Here is an 18,809-nt window from a genome sequence, read left to right as displayed (position 1 = left end):
GGGTCCTTCCCATCGGTCGAGTGGTGCGCTTCGGTAATACGGGTCAGAGATCGAACTCTTCCGAATCAATCGGATCCGGGTCTGGATTGGTCCACGAGAGAATCATCGCGGGCGTGCACGCTCCGATCAGCATTGCAGTCAGTGCCAATAAACCTCCCGTGTAAGGCAGCCTCTCTACATTCCACTGCACCGACGAGGTGAAAATGAGGAAAATGGCGACAATGAAGACCAACGTTTGGGTCACGCTGAGCCCGACGGAGCGAGCGTCGTTGCGTTGCTGGATCTCCCATTCGTCCAACGCCTGCCGCGGAGCATCCCCTTGCCGGCCCGACACGATTTGAAGTGAGGACCACGTCGGCAGGAACAGCAGGGTGAGGACCGGCCATGCCACGGCGAAGAGCGGATTGAACAGGCATGCTGTGCTGACGGCAACCATCGTGGTGAACAGGACCGCCAGGGCGACGACGAGTACGCGCCGACGTCGACGGGTTCGCCAATTCGGGAGCCAATGTCGGAACGTCTCCTCGTTCTGCAGGAACCGCCGAGTGCGGTGGGCCTGGTAGCGGTCGATCAGATTTGATTCAGGCACTTGGCTTTTCACTCCCCTCGGTAGTGCGGTCAGATCGGTAGACCTCCGTCGACGGTGCATTCCGGTAGACCTCCGTCGACAGCGGCCCGAACTCCGTCCGGGAGAACACCGCCTCCACCGGGAGGTCGAACACCCAGCAGATTCGGAATGCAAGATCCAGGCTGGGGTAGTGGTCACCGCGTTCGAGTGCCCCCACCGTCTGCGGATTCACGTCGACGAGTTGCGCAAGCTGTGCCCGGCTCATCTTCCGCTCGGCGCGAAGCACTCCGATGCGATTGAAGATGGGGAGCGCGTCTCCCCGCCGGACTGGGCTCATGCATCAAAGTGTTGTAAAAACCCAACAGTTTGTCAACACGAACCGCGATTGTTCCGCTTCTGGGGCGTGCCGGCGGATAAGGTTCGGGCAACGGAAGGGGCTTGGCATAGTGGTCGAACAGTTGGTGCTCGAAGAGTCCGGCCTGGTCGTGCAGGTGCGCGAGGATGGTAGCTACTGCGTGGGACCGCAAGGGCGCGAAGCGGTCTGGCGCGATCCGATGGAGAAGGGTGCAGTCATCGGTATCGGGCAGCACACTCCGGGGGATGTGGAAGGCGAATCGTGGTGGGTCGTGTACGGCCAGTCGGACATCGGGGCGGACGTCACCGTTCGACTCGAGGACGGGTCGCACGTGCCGGTTTCGCGCCTCGGTGAGATCTTCGCCAGTGAATGGGTGAGTACCCCGCAGCAGGCGTTGCTGTACCGGTCCGATCGCCCGGTGGAGTCGCAGCCCACTAAACTGTCTGTGCTGTTCGCCAGGCCGAAGTTCATGCCCAAGGCGGCGTTTCCGGAGAATGATCGCTTGTAGTTGCAGCGAGCTGCCGTCGGGAGGCTGGCAGCCATCTTCTCGAAACATTACGGTACGTACTGTACTGTTTTGGAATGACAACTTGGCCGAACGACCTCGCAGTAGTGCAAGTGCGCGTAGCGCGACCCACCGACAGGCTCGACGACGTGATTGCGTTCTATCGCGACTGTCTGGGATTGCCAGAGCTCTACCGGTTCTCCGGTCATGCCGGGTACGACGGAATCATGCTGGGTCTGCCGGATTCGAACTATCACCTCGAATTCACGACCCACGAAGACGGAAGCCCGTGCCCGGCGCCGACGCAGGACAACCTGTTGGTGCTCTACTTCGCCGGCGAGTCGGCGATGTACGAGGTAGTTCAGAGGTTGGGGGAAGCAGGGCACGAACCCGTTGGCGCCGAGAATCCGTACTGGGAGGAGAATGCGGGGATGACTTTCGAAGATCCCGACGGCTGGCGTCTGGTGCTCATGCCGCGGCCGGTGCTGTAGATGGTGCGCGCCCGCGACGAGCGGATCGACGACGCCGTTCTGGCGGCAACCCTGGAGTTGTTGGGGGAGAACGGATATGCGGAGCTGTCGATCGGTTCGGTGGCGACGAGAGCGGGCGTGCATCGACCCGCCATCTACCGGAGATGGCCGTCGAAGCGGCATCTGGTGGTGGACGTCGTCGTGGCGCACATCGGCACTGATCCAACGCCGGACACCGGCGATCTCAGGGCAGACCTGGTCGCCGGCATCACGACATTGGTTGTGGGGCTGAGCGAAACGGTAGTCGGGCGGATCCTGCCCGCGTTGGTCGCGGATCTGGCGGCGGACCCGGAATTGGCGCGGGATTTCCAGTCGGCATTCTTTCAGCCTCGACGCGATTCCACTGCGGCAGTGCTGGAATCGGCGCGCCTACGCGGCGACATACGGAGCGACTTCGACCTGGACTTCGTCCTGGACGCGCTGGCGTCGCCGATCTATTACCGAGCGTTGTTCCGTCACTTACCGCTGGACGCGCTCCTGGCCGAGCAGTCCGTCGATTCTGTGCTGCTGACGTTGACTCCCCACGAAAATTCTTGAAGCCGTTTCGATTCAGTTCAATTCGACTGGATCAGGCCCGACACGGCTGTCGGTGTTCAGCGCTGCGATGGCCGCTGACTCGTCGGCATCGAGTGCGAAGTCGAAGATTGCGGCGTTGTCGCGCATGCGTGCAGGCGTGACCGACTTCGACAGAACGGTGTGACCCTGTTCGAGATGCCAGCGCAGAATTATCTGTGCCGGGCTCTTGCCGTGTGCTGCAGCAATTTTCCCGATGGCCGGGTCGTCGAGGATGGTTCCTTGTCCCAATGGGCTCCAAGCCTCGATTTCGATGCCGCGACTTCGCGCGTACTCCCGTGACGCGTGCTGTTGCAGTCTGGGGTGCAATTCGATCTGGTTGACGGCCGGGGTGATCGAGCTGTGCTCGGCCAGCAGTTCGAGGTGCTCGGGCAGGAAGTTGGACACACCGATCGCCCGGGTGCGGCCGGAGGCGAGAATTTGCTCGAATGCCGCCCAGGTCTCGACGAACAGGCCCTTTGCCGGCGCGGGCCAGTGAATCAGATAGAGGTCGACGTAGTCGAGTCCGAGCTTGTCGAGGCTGGTGTCGAAAGCGGCGAGTGTTCGGTCGTGGCCCTGATCGTCATTCCACAGCTTGGTGGTGACGAACAGCTCTGACCTAGGGATATCCGAACCTGAGATGGCGCGGCCGACCCCGGCCTCATTTCCGTAGATCGCGGCCGTGTCGATGTGGCGGTAGCCGATCTCGAGAGCTGCGGCAGTGACCTCTTCGGTCTGTGCGTCCGGTACCTGGAAAACGCCGTACCCGAGTTGCGGGATGGTGATCGGCTCGCCGGTGGTTCCGTGAGTCAGTGTGCGGTCGGGGATCGACAACATTGAAGAGTGCCTTTCGGGACTGGGATGTGGCAGCTCGACGGGGGATCATGTCATCCGCGGGCCACCTATGCCGCGCATGCAACTATTGCGTGCGCCTGATAAATAGTTGCACACGCGGGTTGTCTGCGCAAGCAGAGTCGATCGGCTACTCCTCGAAGAGCTGTCCGTTCTCCATTCGCCACCGGCGCGTGCTTCGGGTGGACTGCAGCATGCGTCGATCGTGAGTGACCAGAAGGAGGGTTCCCTCGAACGACTCCATTGCCTGCTCGAGCTGTTCGATCGCCGGAAGGTCGAGATGGTTCGTCGGCTCGTCAAGTACCAGTAGGTTCACGCCGCGAGCCTGGAGCAAAGCAAGTGCAGCCCTTGTTCTCTCGCCGGGGGACAGGGAAGCGGCAGATCTGAGTACGTGGTGTCCGCGCAGGCCGAACTTGGCGAGGAGAGTGCGGACATCGGCATCGGGCCAGTCCGGAACCTGTGCCCCGAAGGCCTCCACGACTGGTTGATCACCTTCGAACAATCCACGCGCCTGATCGATCTCACCGATCGCGACACCGGAACCCAGCGACGCGATGCCCTCGTCCGGGACGAGTTTGCCGAGCAGGACGTTGAGGAGGGTGGTCTTGCCTGCCCCGTTCGCGCCCGTGACGAGAATTCGATCGCCCCAGTCGATCTGCGTCGTGACCGGACCGAACGTGAACTGACCGCGAGTTACCTTGGCGCCGTTCGTGGTTGCGACAACGGAACCGGACCGCGGCGCCGCCGCGATCTCCATGCGAAGTTCCCACTCCTTGCGCGGTTCCTCGACGACTTCGAGTCGCTCGATGCGACGTTGAGTCTGGCGGGCCTTCGCGGCTTGCTTCTCCGTCGACTCGGTCCGCAATCCGCGTCCGATCTTGTCGTTGTCCTTGGCTTTACGACGCGCGTTGCGGACGCCGTGTTCCATCCAGTTGCGCTGCATCTGTGCGCGATCTTCGAGATCGGAGCGGGTGCCTGCGTATTCCTCGAACGCCTCGCGTGCGTGCTGGCGGGCGATCTCGCGTTCGGCGAGGTACGACTCGTAGCCGCCGTCGTACACGGCGATGTCCTGTTGTGCCAGATCGAGTTCCACGATTCCGGTGACGGTGCGCGAGAGGAACTCGCGATCATGGCTCACGACAACCAGTGCTGCGCGCGTCTCGGCGACAAATCGCTCCAACTGCTCGAGACCGCGTAGGTCGAGATCGTTGGTGGGCTCGTCCAACAAGAGAATGTCGTAGCGCGAAAGCAACAGTGACGCGAGGCCGGCGCGCGCGGCCTGACCGCCGGACAATGCCGTCATATGTGCATCGAGTGGAACTCCGAGACCGAGTTCTTCGACCACCTTCTCGGCGCGCTCGAGCAGGTCGGCGCCGCCGAGAGCGAGCCAGCGTTCCAGTGCCGGGGAGTACAGATCCTCTTCGGCTTCGGCCAGGGTTTCGGCTGCGGCGTTCATGACTTCCTCGGCGTGGGCGACGCCGGTGCGGCGGCCGAGGAACTCGAGGACGGTCTCACCCTCGATGCGATCGGGTTCCTGCGCGAGGTAACCGACCGCAGCATCCGGCGGGCTGAGGATGATCGAACCCTCGACGTCGGCGGTTCCGATTCCGGCCAGTGCGGTGAGAAGCGTCGACTTGCCGGCGCCGTTCGCGCCGACGAGGCCGATGACGTCGCCGGGGGCAACGGTGAGGTCGAGGTCGGAGAACAGAGTGCGTTCTCCCCGGGAAGCAGAGAGGCCGCTGATGCGCAGTGTTGCAGTCACCTGAGAAGTATCCCCGGTGCTGTGCGCCTTTATTAACCGCGGGCGGTTAATAAAGGCGCACAGCAGTCAGCCACGGACCAGGTGATACCAGCACGGATGTGCCGCACGGACCGGAAGTGGCGATTCACTCACGTCCGCGGCCATGCTCGAGGCCATCGACCAACCGTCGAATGCTCGCATGACGTCCTCCTCCGAGACGCCGTGTGGCATCGGCCAACGGTGCCCCGGTCCGAATGCGAACATCACCATGGACGCCCCGGGTGCGGTGATCGCGTTTACGGATCTCCCGTAGTCCCGTCGTTGATGATCGGTGAGCCCGTGAAAACAGCCGATGTCGAGCACCAGCATGTGCCCGCCGTCGACAGCAATGTGCAGGTCTGCCGCGTCCTCGTGGAGGAACCGGACGTCGACGTGTGCTTCACGCGCGTGTATGCGCGCTTTGTCCAGCGGTTCCTGTTCGGCGTCGACGCCGGTGACGTGCCACCCGCGTTGCGCCAGCTCGATGGAATGGCGTCCGGTGCCGCAACCGATATCGAGTGCACGGCCACCTTCCGGGACGGGAATCGCATCCAGAAGGCCGGACAGTTGAGCGTCGAACCCGTGCCCGGTGTGCTCCCACGGAGTGACACCGACCTTGTAGGCGAGACGATATGAAAGATTCATCGCTCTCTCTTTTCTCGAGGCGATTCCAATACTTGTCTTCCAAGGTAGACCGGCATTTCGGGCGGTACAAGGGCACTGCCCGGAGGTTCGGCGGGGAATGCCTCCCGGCCCTCGCGCGTTGGATCCATATATGACCGAGACCAACGATGTGACCTCTGTACCGACCATTGTTCTGAACGACGGTAAGACGATCCCCGCACTCGGATTCGGTGTGTTCCAGGTTCCGGACGACGAGACGCAGGAGGCCGTCTCCACAGCCCTGAAGACCGGCTACCGCAGTATCGACACCGCCAAGATCTACGGCAACGAGGTGGGCGTCGGCCGCGCGATCGCCGAATCCGGCATCGCCCGCGAAGACCTCTACATCACGACAAAACTGTGGAACGACGACCAAGGCTACGACTCGACGCTTGCGGCATTCGACGCCAGCCTCGACAAGTTGGGTCTCGAGTACCTCGACCTGTACCTGATCCACTGGCCGGTTCCGTCCAAGGACCTGTGCGTCGAGACGTTCAAGGCATTCCAGAAGCTCAAGGCCGACGGACGGGTTCGATCCATCGGTGTCTCCAACTTCACCATCGAGAACCTCGAGCGTGTCATCGGTGAAACCGGTGAGGTGCCGGTCCTCAACCAGATCGAGCTTCACCCCAAGTTCAACCAAGCCGAACTGCGCGCCTTCCACACCGGCAAGGGAATCGCGACGGAAGCGTGGAGCCCGCTCGGACAGGGAACCGTTCTCGGCGACCCCGTCATCACCGCTATCGCCGACGCTCATGGCGTCACCGCGGCTCAGGTGATTATTCGCTGGCACCTGCAGATCGGAAACGTGGTGATTCCGAAGTCGGTGACCCCCGAACGTATCGCCGCCAACTTCGATGTCTTCGGATTCGAACTGACACCGGAACAGATCAACGCGATCGGTGCTCTCGACGACCCGGCCGGCCGCATCGGCCCCGACCCGGTCACGCTCGGCAGCTAGTACTTCCGGCAGACCCACAAACGGCACTCCCACAATTGCGGGAGTGCCGTTTTGTCGTGCGAGGTCAGTTCAGGTGTGTGCGATGTTCTGCGGTGAATGCGATGTGCTCGTCCGCGCGTCCGGTGCGGAGCTTCTCGACCCACTCGGGATCGGCGAGCAGCGCGCGCCCGATGGCAACCATGTCGAATTCACCCCTCTCGTACTGAGCTTCGAGACGCTCCAGTCCGGTGACAGCAGATGCAGCTTCGCCGGTGAATGCCGTCGTGAACACGGAATCGAGTCCGACCGAACCGACGGTGATGGTCGGCAACCCGGTCAGCTTCTTCGTCCAACCGGCGAGGCCGAGTGTGCCGTCTTCACCGTCGAGTTCAGCGAATGCCGGTTCCCAATGACGCCTCGTGGACGGATGCAGAACGTCGACGCCGGCGTCGACCAGGGGAGTGAGGATGCGGCCGAGTTCTGCCGGGCTCTGGGCGATACGAGCGTCGTAATGGCCGGACTTCCACTGCGAGAATCGGTAGACGATCGCGAACTCGTCCCCGACGGCCTCTCGGATTGCGGCGACGACCTCGGCCGGGAAACGGGTGCGGGCCTCGAGTGATCCGCCGTAGCCGTCGGTTCGGACATTGGTTCCCGCCCAGAGAAATTCGTCGAGCAGGTAGCCATGTGCTCCGTGCAACTCGAGACCGTCGAACCCGGTGTTCTTCGCGTTGAGTGCGGCGTCGACCCACGACTGCTTCAAGTCGTCGAGGTCAGAGGTGGTGAATTCTCGTCCCAGGCGGGTGCCGTCCAGTGCCAGGCCGGAGGGGCTGACGGTTTCGACCTCGGGGTTCAGGCGTGAGTTCTCGCCGCGTTCGACTCCGAGGTGCCACAGCTGAGGAATGATCGATCCGCCTTCGGCGTGGACGGCGTCGACAACCGACTTCCAGCCACCCAGGCTCGAATCGCCGTAGATGCGCGGTACGCGGGTGTGCGGGCCGGCTGCCGGGTCCGGGATGTACGTGCCTTCGGTGATGATCAAGCCGACACCACCTGCTGCGCGACGACGGTAGTACTCGGCTACGTCGGCGCCGGGGATTCCGTCCGGCGAGAAGGCGCGCGTCATCGGGGCCATGGCGAAACGGTTACGCAACGAGAGTGATTTGACCTCGAAAGGCTCGAAGAGGCCGCGCAACGCGGAGGCCTCGGGTGCTGTCGATGTGTCGGGAAGAGTCACGGGTTTGTTCAACGCGGCGGACCCTCGACCTATTCCGCCGCCTGACTTTATCTCACCGAAATCTGCAAAAGGTTGCGTACGTTCGGTTTTCGATAGTTGCTCACGTCGGCCACACTTAGTTTGTGCATTAACTATTAACATGCGATATGGTCGTGCGGAAAGTTCTTGAGGCGGTATCGAGCACGAAAGAGGACGCGCGAGCATGACGACAACGGTGCCGGACGAGCGGACCGGAGAGTTGGAGCCGATTCCGGAGCGGCCGTACCCGAAGCGCCGTGATCCCAAGGGGTCGTGGATGTTCGACATGATCAAGACCACCGATCACAAGAAGATCGGGATCATGTACATGATCACGGCTTTCGCGTTCTTCCTGATCGGCGGCCTGATGGCCCTGTTCATGCGTGCGGAACTGGCTGTCCCCGGGATGCAGTTCCTCTCGAACGAGCAGTTCAACCAGTTGTTCACCATGCACGGCACGATCATGTTGCTGCTGTACGCGACGCCCGTCGTTTTCGGCTTCGCGAACTACATACTTCCGCTGCAGATCGGTGCCCCGGACGTGGCGTTCCCGCGTCTGAACGCATTCGGGTTCTGGCTCTTCACTTTTGGTGGTCTCATCGTTCTCGGCGGATTCCTCACGCCGGGCGGCGCTGCCGACTTCGGTTGGACCGCGTACACCCCGTTGTCGGGTGCGGTGCACAGTCCCGGCGTCGGCGCCGACCTGTGGGTCTTCGGTCTGACGGTCGGTGGCCTCGGCACCATTCTCGGTGCGGTCAACATGATCACCACCGTGATCTGCCTGCGCGCACCAGGTATGACGATGTTTCGGATGTCCATCTTCACGTGGAACATCTTCATCACCAGCATTCTGATCTTGATGGCGTTCCCGCTGCTGACCGCTGCGTTCATGGGTCTGTTCGTCGACCGTCACCTCGGTGGACACATCTTCGACCCGGCGTCGGGTGGAGTTCTGTTGTGGCAGCACCTGTTCTGGTTCTTCGGTCACCCCGAGGTGTACATCATCGCGCTGCCGTTCTTCGGTATCGTCTCGGAGATCTTCCCGGTCTTCAGCCGTAAGCCGATCTTCGGGTACACCGGATTGGTCTATGCGACACTGGCGATTTCAGCTCTGTCGATCGCGGTGTGGGCTCACCACATGTACGCGACGGGTGCTGTTCTCCTGCCGTACTTCTCGTTCATGACGTTCCTGATCGCCGTGCCGACAGGTGTGAAGATCTTCAACTGGATCGGCACGATGTGGAAGGGGCAGTTGACCTTCGAGTCGCCGATGCTGTTCTCGGTCGGCTTCTTGATCACCTTCCTGTTCGGTGGTCTGTCGGGTGTCATTCTCGCGAGCCCGCCGATCGACTTCCATGTCACCGACACGTATTTTGTCGTCGCCCACTTCCATTATGTGGTCTTCGGTACGGTCGTGTTCGCCACGTACGCCGGTATCTACTTCTGGTTCCCGAAGATGACCGGTCGCCTGATGGACGAGCGTCTCGGCAAGTGGCACTTCTGGACCACGTTCGTCGGTTTCCACGGCACGTTCCTCGTTCAGCACTGGCTCGGCGGCGAGGGGATGCCGCGTCGCTATGCCGACTACCTGCCCTCGGACGGGTTCACGGTTCTGAACTCGGTGTCCACGATCTTTGCCTTCGTGCTCGGTGCCTCGACGCTTCCGTTCATCTGGAACGTCTTCAAGAGCTACCGCTACGGCGAAGTTGTCACCGTCGACGATCCGTGGGGTTACGGAAACTCGCTGGAGTGGGCAACCACCTGCCCGCCGCCGCGTCACAACTTCACCGAGTTGCCGCGCATCCGCAGTGAGCGTCCGGCGTTCGAGCTGCACTACCCGCACATGGTGGAGCGAATGAGGGCGGAAGCGCACGTGGGTCTCACCGGGCAACCCACGTCGACGTTGGAGAAGAGTGACGATCGTCGCCAGATTGATTAGTGCAATAATAGTTGCTGCACTAATTAATCTGATAATATCGGATTCATGACGACGAAGGCTCCGCAGACGCAGATGGATGATCCGCTGGCTCTCGACCGGCAGGTGTGCTTTGCACTTGCGGTCGCGAACCGGGCGGTGCTGTCCGTCTACCGGCCACTGCTCGAGCCGATGGGCCTCACGCATCCCCAGTACCTGGTGATGCTGGCACTGTGGGGAAAGTCGCCGATGGCGGTCAAGGAAATCGGGCAGGCACTGCAACTCGATTCGCCGACGCTGTCGCCGCTCCTCAAGCGACTCGAGGCGTCCGGGCTGATCACGCGAACCCGTAGCCGCGCCGACGAACGGCAACTGGACGTGGACCTCACCGAAGCCGGTGTGGCACTGCGCGCGGAGGCGGAGAAGATCCCGCCGGCGGTTGTCGCGAAGCTCGGCGTCAGCCTCGCCGAACTCGAAGAACTCCACAATGTTCTGACGCGGGTCAACGAGGCCGCGCTCCGCGCCGGAGCCTTGGACCAATGAGAGAAATGTGATGACTGCATCCGAAAGAAACGTGATGACTGCGTCAGTACCGTCGATGCGTACCGAACAGGTGACTTCCGTGACTTCCAAAAAGCAACGTACGAGCCCGAATCCTCTTCAGTGGTTGGGTTATTCAGTGGGGCGCAAACTGCCCGATTCGATGCAGGACTGGGTACGAAACGACCTGATCGGTGACTGGGCCGTGCCGCGTCACCTGATCCGAAGCATGGTGCCGTTCATTCCAGTGTTCGCGGCCTTCATGCTCTTCCCCGGACCGTGGGCCCTGCGGGCATCGATGGTGCTGCTCGGAGTGCTTCTGGCACTGTTCTATTCGGTCTCCTACATGGCTCAGAACAGGTCGCGCCGCCTCGAGCGTCACGGTTTGCCTTCCGACCTCGAGAACCCGAAGAAGATCTCGCGCCACGACGCCGAGAAGGCCGCCTACGAGAAGTTGCACGGCGGCCCCGCGACGTAGACGCCTCGGTCACAAGCCGTGGAGGGCGCTGCCGCCGTTCAACTCGCAGACGCGTTGCTCCACGGTCGCCGAGAAGCCCCCTTCCGGCTCGGTCGAACGAAGAGCCGATTCGACATCTTGCTCGACCAGATATCCGTTGATCGCGATTGCCGCGGTCGAACCTGCCGCCGCAGCATTGATTACCTGGGCGCGAGGGTCGACGACGTTGCCGGCGCCCCAGATACCAGGAACACTGGTGGCGCCGGAACGATCGACAGCCACGAATCCCGTGGGGCTGGTTTTGCAGCCGAGTCGCGTCAGATGTGCGTCGTTCGGAACGAAACGCGGCGCAACGAACAGTGCTGAGCGCGCAACAAGTTGGCCGTTGTCGAGTTCGACGGCTTTCAGTTTGCTTTTCTCGCAGACCAATCCAGATACCGATCCGTCGGCAACCGTCACTCCTCGGGCAGCCAGTCGCGCGCGTTCGTCGGGGGTGAGCGAGATCTTGTCGGGGAAGAACGTCACATCCGACGACCACTGTCGGAGTAGAAACGCCTGGTGAAGTGACATCTCGCGAGCGTCGCCGCCGAGAACGCCGATCGGTTGGTCGCTGATCTCGTACGCATGGCAGTACGGGCAATGGAGCACGCTTTGTCCCCAAAGCTCCTGGATGCCTGGTATTTCCGGGAGTGAATCCCGTAGACCGGTGGCAACCAGCACAGTACGAGTTTCGAGCGTCGTGCCTCCTGAAAGTTCGACGACAAAGCCGGGTTCGATACCGCGCCAGGAGATGTCGACTACGTCATCTTGTGTCAATTCCACTCCGTACGTCTGCAATTCGCTGCGTCCGACGGCGAGCAACTCACGTGGCGCCATGCCGTCGCGCGAGAGGAAGCCGTGCATGTGTGCTGCCGGTGCGTTGCGCGGTTTGCCGGAATCGATGACGGCGACCGAGCGCCGAGCACGACCCAACACCAGGGCTGCGCTGAGTCCGGCGGCGCCACCGCCGACGATCACGGCGTCGAGGATCTCAGTTTCAGTGTGTGTTCGCATGAGCACAGATTGCTCGCGGAGGGGGTTCTTCAGCAACTAATGTTGCCATTTCTGGGAATCGTCGTCAGACTCGGCACCATGAATGTCAACGGTCCGCACATCGATGCCGCCATCTCGCAGATCGGCGCGCGCCTCAAACGCATTCGTACACAGAGGAACGTCACGCTCACAGCGCTGTCCGAGTCCACCGGTATTTCGAAGAGCACCCTGTCGAGGCTCGAAGCGGGGGAGCGTCGCCCGAGCTTGGAGTTGCTGCTTCCGATCGCGCTTGCCCACCAAGTGCCGTTGGACCAACTGGTGGCGGCACCGCAGGTCGCCGATCCACGCATCCAGAGTGCGCCTCGAAGCGTCAGTGGGCGAACGGTATTGCCGCTGACTCGGCAACCGGGTGGGTTGCAGGCATTCAAGATGACCATCCCGGCAAGCCAGACGGAACCGGATCCCCAAGTGCACGACGGCTACGAATGGCTGTACGTGTTGTCGGGGAGGTTGCGGTTGGTGTTGGCCGATCACGACATCGTGATGGGTACGGGTGAAGCTGCTGAATTCGACACCCGAAACCCGCATTGGTTCGGCAGTGACGGGCGCGGCCCGGTCGAGGTACTGAGTCTGTTCGGCCCCCAAGGAGAACGCATCCACGTTCGGGCCAGGCCTTCGGCGAAGTGACGGACAGTCATACTTTCATTCGATGCTGCCGGAAGCGAAGAGGACAGTGAGGGTCTGTGCGAATCGAAATTGACGACCTGAGTCGGGATGCGGTCCGTGCTCTACTCACCGAACATCTCGCCGACATGCACGCGACCTCGCCCGCGGACAGCGTTCACGCGCTGGACGTCACGGGGCTGATGGATATCTCTGTGACCATGTGGACGCTGTGGAGCGAAGGTGACGAGTTACTCGGTTGCGTCGCGCTCAAGGAACGGTCGTCGGCGGGCGGCGAGATCAAGTCGATGCGAACGTCATCGGCAGCAAGGGGGCGTGGCGTGGGAACGCGACTTCTTCAACACGTCGTGGACGAGTCGAGACAACGAGGTTACCGGCAACTCGAATTGGAGACCGGTACGCAAGAGTTCTTCGATCCAGCTCGCCGGTTGTACGCGAAATTCGGGTTCGTGCCTTGTCCACCGTTCGGGAACTACCGCGAAGACCCGAACAGCGCATTCTTCGTTCTCACCTTGTGAGCAGCTCGCACGCTACAGCATCTTTGCTGTGATGCGTCGTACTGCACTGTCGGAGTCCATGATTGCGGTGTCGAGCACCAGCCGTTCCGTAGTCCACGGCTCGTAGTCTCGATCCAGAATTTCCTGCCACGTCGGTAGTACGAGATCCGGGATGTCGACGACTCGCCGTTCAGCGCGTCTGCGATGCTCGTCGGGATCCGAACAGATGACCTCGACACCGAGCAGGCGCGCCGAATTATGTTGTGCGGTAGCGGACCAGGCGTCTCGTGTCGCCTCGACGGGGTTGACGCATTCGACCACGACCGAAAGTCCGAGTCGCAATTGTTCGGCGGCGAGCGCGTACCCGGTGATGTATCCGGCGGTCCCGGACCCGTCAGCGATACCGCTGCGGATCAGCGCCTGTTCGATGGTATCGATCCGCACGAAGGGGATTTGGTGACGCTGCGCAAGCGCCCGCGCGATCGTCGACTTGCCGGTGGCCGGCAAACCACCGATCACGACGAGCGTTGCGCGAGTCGATGGCTGGGGGTTGTGTCCGGCATCCACCATCCCCGAAATGTACGGGGCGTTGTCGATTTACGTGAACTCGCCCCGTACTCGCCCCGTACTCGCTCAGTTCGAGATCGCGAACTCTCGTGCTTCGAACGCCAGATCGTCGGCGGCGGATTCCATTCGTGCCGTCGCGCGGTTGGGTGCTGTCAGCACTGCGACAATCGGAACTGCCAACGCCAGCAGGCCGAGAACGAAGACAGGGAAGAGGAACGAGAACACTTCGAGTCCCTGTGGCGCCGGGGCTGCCGCGTCGTGAACAACCTCGACAGCGGCCATTCCGGTGTAGTGCATACCGACGACAGCGATGCCCATGATGATTCCGGCGACAAAACGCAGAATCGTGGACTCGAGCACCATGGTGAACCACAGTGCAGCGGTTCCGGCGACGACTGCGATCAGAACCGACAGTGCAACGAAGAGCAGGTCGTAGTGGATCTCGCCCTGAAAGCGCAAGGCGCGCATACCCGTGTAATGCATGATGTTCACGGCGAGACCGGTTACCACGCCCCCGATCAGAAGCCGCGTCCAGCGAAATTCGGTCCCGATGATCAGCAGGCCGACAAACACGGCCCCTACTGAGATGATCGCGGAGATCACGGTCCATCCGAGGTTGTATCGAATGGGACTGCCGGGGACCGCGAAGCCGAGCATGGCGATGAAATGCATGAGCCAGATGGCGACGCCACCGATCGACAAGGCAGCCATGGCGAGCCATCGCATGCGTGTGGCGGTTGTCGTCGCCGACGCTGAATGCCTGGTGCACGCCAGGCCGACTACCGACCCGACCACGGACACGACGTAGGCGAGTCCGAGCAGCCAGATTCCCATCGAGAAATGGTGCATTTCATCCGACATGCCAGTTCCTTTCGGCGACGATTCGCATCTGGTGATTCATCTAGACGACTGCTTCAGCTGCAAGTCGTTCGAGGGAGTATTCGGTGACGGCGATCAGCGCGCGTTTGGCTGATTCGCGGTTTCGGGCGTCGATCTCGATCATGGGAACCCGGTTGGGTAGAGCCAACGCCTGGCGGAGATCGCTCGCCGAATGGATTGGCGCGCCGTCGAAACGGTTGACCGCCACGATGAACGGGAGGCCTCGCGCCTCGAAGAAGTCGACTGCGGCGAAGCTGTCTTCCAGGCGACGCGTGTCGACCAGAATGACCGCACCGATCGCACCGGTGATCAGGTCGTCCCACATGAACCAGAAGCGGCGCTGTCCCGGGGTTCCGAACAGATAGAGGACCAGGTCGTCGGCGAGAGTGATGCGCCCGAAGTCCATCGCGACCGTCGTGGTGCTCTTGTCGGGAGTGGATCCGAGATTGTCGATACCGTCGCTGGCGTCGGTGACCATGGCCTCCGTGCGAAGGGGGACGATTTCGGAGACGGTCCCCACAAGTGTTGTCTTGCCAACACCGAAACCCCCGGCGATCACGATTTTTGTCGATTTCACGCGAGACGATGAGTCAGAGTGCCCGAAGTCCACTGAGGGTCCTTTCGATCAGTTCGCGTCGCTCGACTCGAGATGCGTCGCTTCGCAGAGTGGCATGTATTTCCAGTGATCCGGCTACTACGAGGTCGGCGACCAGTACCCGCACGACTCCGATCGGAACACCCAGGTGGGCAGCGATCTCGGCAACCGAGATCCGCTGCTCGCAGAGTGCGACGATCGATGCACGAATATCCTGCGGTGCAAGATTGTTCGAGACCGCGTCTTCGATCGTCGCGATGATCGCTTCGAGTGGGAGGTCGATGGACGGCAGGGTCCGACCTTCGGTGAGCGCGTACGGCCGGACCAAGCTCGGTTCGGCGTCGTCGTACTCGGATTGATGGTGAGGCATCGAACTCAAATACCCTGCGATGTTCTCGGGGCAATGTCCATGGTGGTGCCGACGCGATCGACGAGAGTCGCCATTTCGTAACCGATCTGGCCGATGTCGCATCCGGCGACAGCGAGAGCAGCAAGGTAAGCGCCACTACCGACGCCCATGAGAAGCAGGTAGCCGTTCTCCATCTCGACGACGGACTGCATGACGGCTCCACCGTCGAAGAGGCGTGACGCCCCCGCGGACAGGCTGGCGAGTCCGGAAGTGACAGCGGCTAATTGATCGGCCCGATCGAGCGGAAGATGTGTGCTCGAGGCCGTCAACAACCCGTCGGCTGAGACGATGATCGCGTGACTCACACCCGGCACGTCTCGGGCAAAAGCCGATACCAGCCAGTCGAGTGCGCGGGGAGTCTCTTGGGCTCCGACAGTGTTCACTGTTCTCCTTCATCGTTGTGCAACATCGTGGACGATTCGAAAGACTGTCCGCCATCGGGCTGATGGTCGGCAGCGCGCCGACGCCCTCGTTGTACTCCGGATTGGTAACTGCTCCAACCACGTTGGACGTCCGCCGGATTGGATGCATGGCGCTGTGTCGTTCCACCTCTCCCGACTGCGCCGGGAACCAGGCGGGCTCCGCGGTCTCGAATGGGAAGTCCGGAATCGGCGATCTTGGTGACCGGCATCTCGAACGAGGTCCGAGCGGCCAGCCAGCCTTGATCCGCGTCGGTGGTCCACGCACTGCCGGTGGAAGCAGCTGACGTCTCCGCCGTCGGGTCCACGAGCCACTCGGACACCATCCGGGCGAAAATCGGCATCGTGGTCGGGGCAGCGAGTACGCCGTTCGAGTTGCCGTCTCCCGCGCCGTCAGCGCGCGCCGATGCGCGAGCAGAGAGCCCGTCGCGGGTGCGCGAGGAGAAGAACGCCGCAGTGTTTGTCGGCGTCGGGGCTGAGAGCCGGTGCCGTGGCGGCGGGGTTGTCGACGGGTGTGGACCCACCGGGATCTCGGGACCCTGTGCCGGCGAGGTGAATTCCGGCGAAGGAGTACGCACGGGAAGGGACGTCGATGCGCTTGTGCCTTCGGGATCGGGCAGAGGAGCGAAGGACGACACGGAGGTGGCGGGTGCAGCAGTGGTCGGAGTCGAGGTACTGACCGCCGGTACTCCACTTGTGCCCGGAGTGCGACGTGGCAACCCCGAAGGCGCTGTTGTCGTGGGAATGGATTGCGGTGTGATCGGGGCGAACGTCTCAGTCCGGTCGGTGCTGTTGCTGGGCGTTCGACGCGGGAGATCTGCGAAACTTCTGGTCGCAGGCTGCGGGGGTGCCAATTCGGTCGGGACGGGCTGTGACCAGGACGGTTCAGACGGTGCGGGCGGCGGAGTCCGATCGAGCGTGGGCACGGGTCCGGTTCGCGGCGTGCGGATCTCGGGTCCCCGAGAAGAATCGAGTATCGACGTCGGTAGGAGCACCGTTGCGGTGATGCCGCTGTGCGTCGACGACGTTGCCGTCGGGCGCAGGCGCACAGAGATGTTGTAGCGACGACTGATTCGGCTCACGACGAACAAACCCATGCGACGCGCTGTATCCGCGCTCATCTCGCCGCCGGCGGCGAGGCGCTCGTTGGCATCGAGGATATCGGCAGGCGACATGCCGATACCGAGATCTGCGATCTCGACGATCATGGAGCCGTCGATGGTGCGGGCAGCGTTGATGGAGACGGTGGTCTCCGGCGGGGAGTACCGCAGAGAATTGTCGAGCAGTTCAGCGATGAGGTGAACGACGTCCGGGGCAGCATGACCGGTGACGACTCCGGGCGGTATCTGCCCGAGTTCGACGCGTCGATATTCCTCGACGCCTGATACCGCCGCACGAAGGATATCGCCGAGAGCGACGGGGGCGGTTCTGGCGCGGCGTACATCGGTTCCGGCGAGAACCAACAAGTTGTCGCCGTTTCTACGCATTCTCGCGGCGATGTGGTCGAGCCGGAACAGATTCTCGAGGCGACGAGGGTCGTCTTCGTCCTGCTCCAACTGTTCGATCAAACCGAGTTGCTGGTCGACGAGGGACTTGTTACGCCTCGACAGCGTTTCGAACATGTCGTTGACCTGGCGCCGCAGGGTGGCCTGCTCGCCGGCCAGCGTGATGGCCTGACCGTGCATGTCGTCCACCGCGCGTGCAAGCTCGCCGATTTCCTCGTGGGTGCGGATCGGTACACGGGCGAAGTCGACGTCGTCGATACTGGCACCTGCGCGAATTCGTTCGATCGCGTCGGGGAGTCCGCGTCGTGCTGCTTGCAATGCGGCAAATCGCAGCCGACGGATCGGATCGATGAGCGATCGGCTGATGACGAGGGCGATGGCCAGTGCCAGCAGGACCGCGCCGAGCACGATTGCAGTGTCACGAAGTGCTGCGGTTCGTGCTGCATTGGATTCAGCGGTGACGGTATCGCCGAACTCGGTGACGGTGGTGTCGGTCAGGCTGTTGTACTGGTCGTTTCCGGATTTCAGATCGGTACCGACGCGGCTCCCCAGAGGAGAGGTCGACGGGGTTGATCCGAGTGCGTTGATCCGGTTCTGAGCAGAGTTGCTGAGGGTCCGGACGGTGTCGTTGCTCCCGTCGATGGCGAGAATGTTGTTCAGAGCGACCAGTTCGGCACCGGCGGCACTGACCATCGAGGTACGAGCCTGCTGGTCCGGATCACCTGACCCGAAGAGGATTCGTTGTTCGGCCAGTGCTCGTCGCGCATCCCAGAGTGCTGAGAGTCGGCCACCCTCTTCGCGCAGCGCCGGACGCTGAGAATGCTCGACGACGCTGGTGAAGGTGCTCGAGAGTGCGCGAGAGACTTCGCCGACCCGCGAAACCAAGCGTGCGGGAGCCACCGCGCCGGCGGCGACCTCCTCCGTGATGGAACGGCTCTCTGCGAGCGCCGAAGTCACTTGGTCGTTGAGATCGTCGTCGGACTGGAACGCGCGCGCGGCGTCGACCAGTTGATCCATTGCGTCCGAAACCGCTTGTGTGGCGGGGCCGGTGTCAGCGCGTGCCGATGCGGCTTCGGCGAGCTCGTACAGCGCGGATTCGAGATTGATCGCGGCGGGCACAGCGAGGGCGCGCTCGGACGAGGAACTCAGCTGTGCGGCTTCTTCGAGTTCCGTCTGAACGCGAAGGGCTCCGAGGACGACGGCGACGATCATCGGCAATGCGAGAACGGCGATGACCTTCCATCCCAGGCGCCATTCGCCGATCGACCACCAAGAGGTTGTCGTGTGTGAATCGTGTTTCATGCGGAACA

22 protein-coding genes are annotated in these 18,809 nt (G+C 62.2%); 9 read left to right on the top strand and 13 right to left on the bottom strand.

Annotated elements, in window-relative coordinates:
* Positions 1-43: 43 nt before the first annotated feature.
* Positions 44-589 carry a hypothetical protein gene (locus RA302_RS22290; protein ID WP_003939943.1) on the bottom strand — a complete coding sequence of 182 codons (546 nt, stop codon included), beginning with the start codon at positions 587-589 and terminating at the stop codon, positions 44-46.
* A complete protein-coding gene (locus RA302_RS22285) occupies positions 582-905 on the bottom strand; it encodes a helix-turn-helix transcriptional regulator (RefSeq protein ID WP_003940147.1) in 324 nt (107 codons plus the stop codon). Before RA302_RS22285 ends, RA302_RS22290 begins: the two co-directional genes overlap by 8 nt.
* 109 nt (positions 906-1,014) lie before the next feature.
* Between RA302_RS22285 and RA302_RS22280 the strand changes: the two genes are divergently transcribed.
* The 3 genes from RA302_RS22280 (at position 1,015) to RA302_RS22270 (ending at position 2,495) form a co-directional block, all read left to right on the top strand.
* On the top strand, positions 1,015-1,431 hold the full coding sequence (locus RA302_RS22280; protein WP_003940252.1) for a hypothetical protein: 417 nt from the start codon (positions 1,015-1,017) through the stop codon (positions 1,429-1,431).
* Between the two features lie 74 nt (positions 1,432-1,505).
* On the top strand, positions 1,506-1,919 hold the full coding sequence (locus RA302_RS22275; protein ID WP_021332241.1) for a VOC family protein: 414 nt from the start codon (positions 1,506-1,508) through the stop codon (positions 1,917-1,919).
* Positions 1,920-2,495: a TetR/AcrR family transcriptional regulator gene (locus RA302_RS22270; protein WP_007733408.1), complete on the top strand. Its 576-nt coding sequence runs from the start codon at positions 1,920-1,922 to the stop codon at positions 2,493-2,495. It abuts the gene before it with no gap.
* Positions 2,496-2,507: 12 nt separating this feature from the next.
* Here the strand turns inward: RA302_RS22270 and RA302_RS22265 are convergent, their stop codons facing one another.
* From RA302_RS22265 to RA302_RS22255, 3 genes are all read right to left on the bottom strand, one after another.
* Positions 2,508-3,347, bottom strand: a complete 840-nt coding sequence (locus tag RA302_RS22265; RefSeq protein WP_030535394.1) for an aldo/keto reductase — start codon at positions 3,345-3,347, stop codon at positions 2,508-2,510.
* Positions 3,348-3,492: 145 nt separating this feature from the next.
* Positions 3,493-5,124 carry an ABC-F family ATP-binding cassette domain-containing protein gene (locus tag RA302_RS22260; RefSeq protein WP_030535395.1) on the bottom strand — a complete coding sequence of 544 codons (1,632 nt, stop codon included), beginning with the start codon at positions 5,122-5,124 and terminating at the stop codon, positions 3,493-3,495.
* Positions 5,125-5,190: 66 nt separating this feature from the next.
* A complete protein-coding gene (locus RA302_RS22255; protein ID WP_030535396.1) occupies positions 5,191-5,787 on the bottom strand; it encodes a class I SAM-dependent methyltransferase in 597 nt (198 codons plus the stop codon).
* 130 nt (positions 5,788-5,917) lie between these two features.
* On the opposite strand from RA302_RS22255, the gene RA302_RS22250 reads away from it, so the two are divergent.
* On the top strand, positions 5,918-6,766 hold the full coding sequence (locus tag RA302_RS22250; RefSeq protein WP_030535397.1) for an aldo/keto reductase: 849 nt from the start codon (positions 5,918-5,920) through the stop codon (positions 6,764-6,766).
* A gap of 64 nt (positions 6,767-6,830) precedes the next feature.
* On the opposite strand, the gene RA302_RS22245 is transcribed toward RA302_RS22250, so the two are convergent.
* Positions 6,831-7,982 carry an NADH:flavin oxidoreductase gene (locus RA302_RS22245; protein ID WP_007733403.1) on the bottom strand — a complete coding sequence of 384 codons (1,152 nt, stop codon included), beginning with the start codon at positions 7,980-7,982 and terminating at the stop codon, positions 6,831-6,833.
* A 202-nt stretch (positions 7,983-8,184) separates the two neighbouring features.
* Between RA302_RS22245 and ctaD the strand changes: the two genes are divergently transcribed.
* The 3 genes from ctaD to RA302_RS22230 are packed head-to-tail and all read left to right on the top strand — an operon-like array spanning position 8,185 to position 10,933.
* On the top strand, positions 8,185-9,939 hold the full coding sequence (ctaD, locus tag RA302_RS22240) for a cytochrome c oxidase subunit I (RefSeq protein ID WP_243617291.1): 1,755 nt from the start codon (positions 8,185-8,187) through the stop codon (positions 9,937-9,939).
* Positions 9,940-9,984: 45 nt separating this feature from the next.
* Positions 9,985-10,458 (top strand): MarR family transcriptional regulator, encoded by a 474-nt coding sequence (locus tag RA302_RS22235; RefSeq protein ID WP_003939892.1) that lies wholly within the window; start codon positions 9,985-9,987, stop codon positions 10,456-10,458.
* A gap of 55 nt (positions 10,459-10,513) precedes the next feature.
* Positions 10,514-10,933 carry a DUF5313 family protein gene (locus RA302_RS22230; protein WP_042451127.1) on the top strand — a complete coding sequence of 140 codons (420 nt, stop codon included), beginning with the start codon at positions 10,514-10,516 and terminating at the stop codon, positions 10,931-10,933.
* Between the two features lie 9 nt (positions 10,934-10,942).
* Here the strand turns inward: RA302_RS22230 and RA302_RS22225 are convergent, their stop codons facing one another.
* Positions 10,943-11,965, bottom strand: a complete 1,023-nt coding sequence (locus RA302_RS22225; RefSeq protein ID WP_030534952.1) for an NAD(P)/FAD-dependent oxidoreductase — start codon at positions 11,963-11,965, stop codon at positions 10,943-10,945.
* A gap of 39 nt (positions 11,966-12,004) precedes the next feature.
* Here RA302_RS22225 and RA302_RS22220 point away from each other — a divergent pair, with 39 nt between their 5' ends.
* Both RA302_RS22220 and RA302_RS22215 read left to right on the top strand, forming a co-directional pair.
* The gene (locus RA302_RS22220; RefSeq protein WP_007727793.1) at positions 12,005-12,631 is read left to right on the top strand and encodes an XRE family transcriptional regulator; all 627 of its coding nucleotides are present in this window, start codon (positions 12,005-12,007) and stop codon (positions 12,629-12,631) included.
* Positions 12,632-12,687: 56 nt separating this feature from the next.
* Positions 12,688-13,146, top strand: coding sequence for a GNAT family N-acetyltransferase (locus tag RA302_RS22215; protein ID WP_030534950.1), 459 nt, complete (start codon positions 12,688-12,690; stop codon positions 13,144-13,146).
* Between the two features lie 12 nt (positions 13,147-13,158).
* Here the strand turns inward: RA302_RS22215 and RA302_RS22210 are convergent, their stop codons facing one another.
* The 6 genes from RA302_RS22210 to RA302_RS22185 form a co-directional block, all read right to left on the bottom strand.
* Positions 13,159-13,695: an AAA family ATPase gene (locus tag RA302_RS22210; RefSeq protein WP_007727786.1), complete on the bottom strand. Its 537-nt coding sequence runs from the start codon at positions 13,693-13,695 to the stop codon at positions 13,159-13,161.
* 63 nt (positions 13,696-13,758) lie between these two features.
* Entirely contained in the window at positions 13,759-14,553 is a 795-nt protein-coding gene (locus RA302_RS22205; protein ID WP_003939865.1) for an MHYT domain-containing protein, read from the bottom strand.
* A gap of 40 nt (positions 14,554-14,593) precedes the next feature.
* Entirely contained in the window at positions 14,594-15,181 is a 588-nt protein-coding gene (locus RA302_RS22200; protein WP_003940118.1) for an ATP/GTP-binding protein, read from the bottom strand.
* The gene (locus tag RA302_RS22195; protein WP_007727785.1) at positions 15,162-15,536 is read right to left on the bottom strand and encodes a DUF742 domain-containing protein; all 375 of its coding nucleotides are present in this window, start codon (positions 15,534-15,536) and stop codon (positions 15,162-15,164) included. Before RA302_RS22195 ends, RA302_RS22200 begins: the two co-directional genes overlap by 20 nt.
* A 5-nt stretch (positions 15,537-15,541) precedes the next feature.
* Positions 15,542-15,958 (bottom strand): roadblock/LC7 domain-containing protein, encoded by a 417-nt coding sequence (locus RA302_RS22190; protein ID WP_003940329.1) that lies wholly within the window; start codon positions 15,956-15,958, stop codon positions 15,542-15,544.
* The gene (locus RA302_RS22185; protein ID WP_230587430.1) at positions 15,955-18,801 is read right to left on the bottom strand and encodes an ATP-binding protein; all 2,847 of its coding nucleotides are present in this window, start codon (positions 18,799-18,801) and stop codon (positions 15,955-15,957) included. The genes RA302_RS22190 and RA302_RS22185 overlap by 4 nt, the downstream gene beginning before the upstream one ends.
* Positions 18,802-18,809 lie beyond the last annotated feature (8 nt).

It is taken from the genome of Rhodococcus sp. DN22 (assembly GCF_036669995.1).
GTDB classification, from domain to species: domain Bacteria; phylum Actinomycetota; class Actinomycetes; order Mycobacteriales; family Mycobacteriaceae; genus Rhodococcus_F; species Rhodococcus_F erythropolis.
This window is presented reverse-complemented; position numbering and strand designations above follow the sequence as displayed.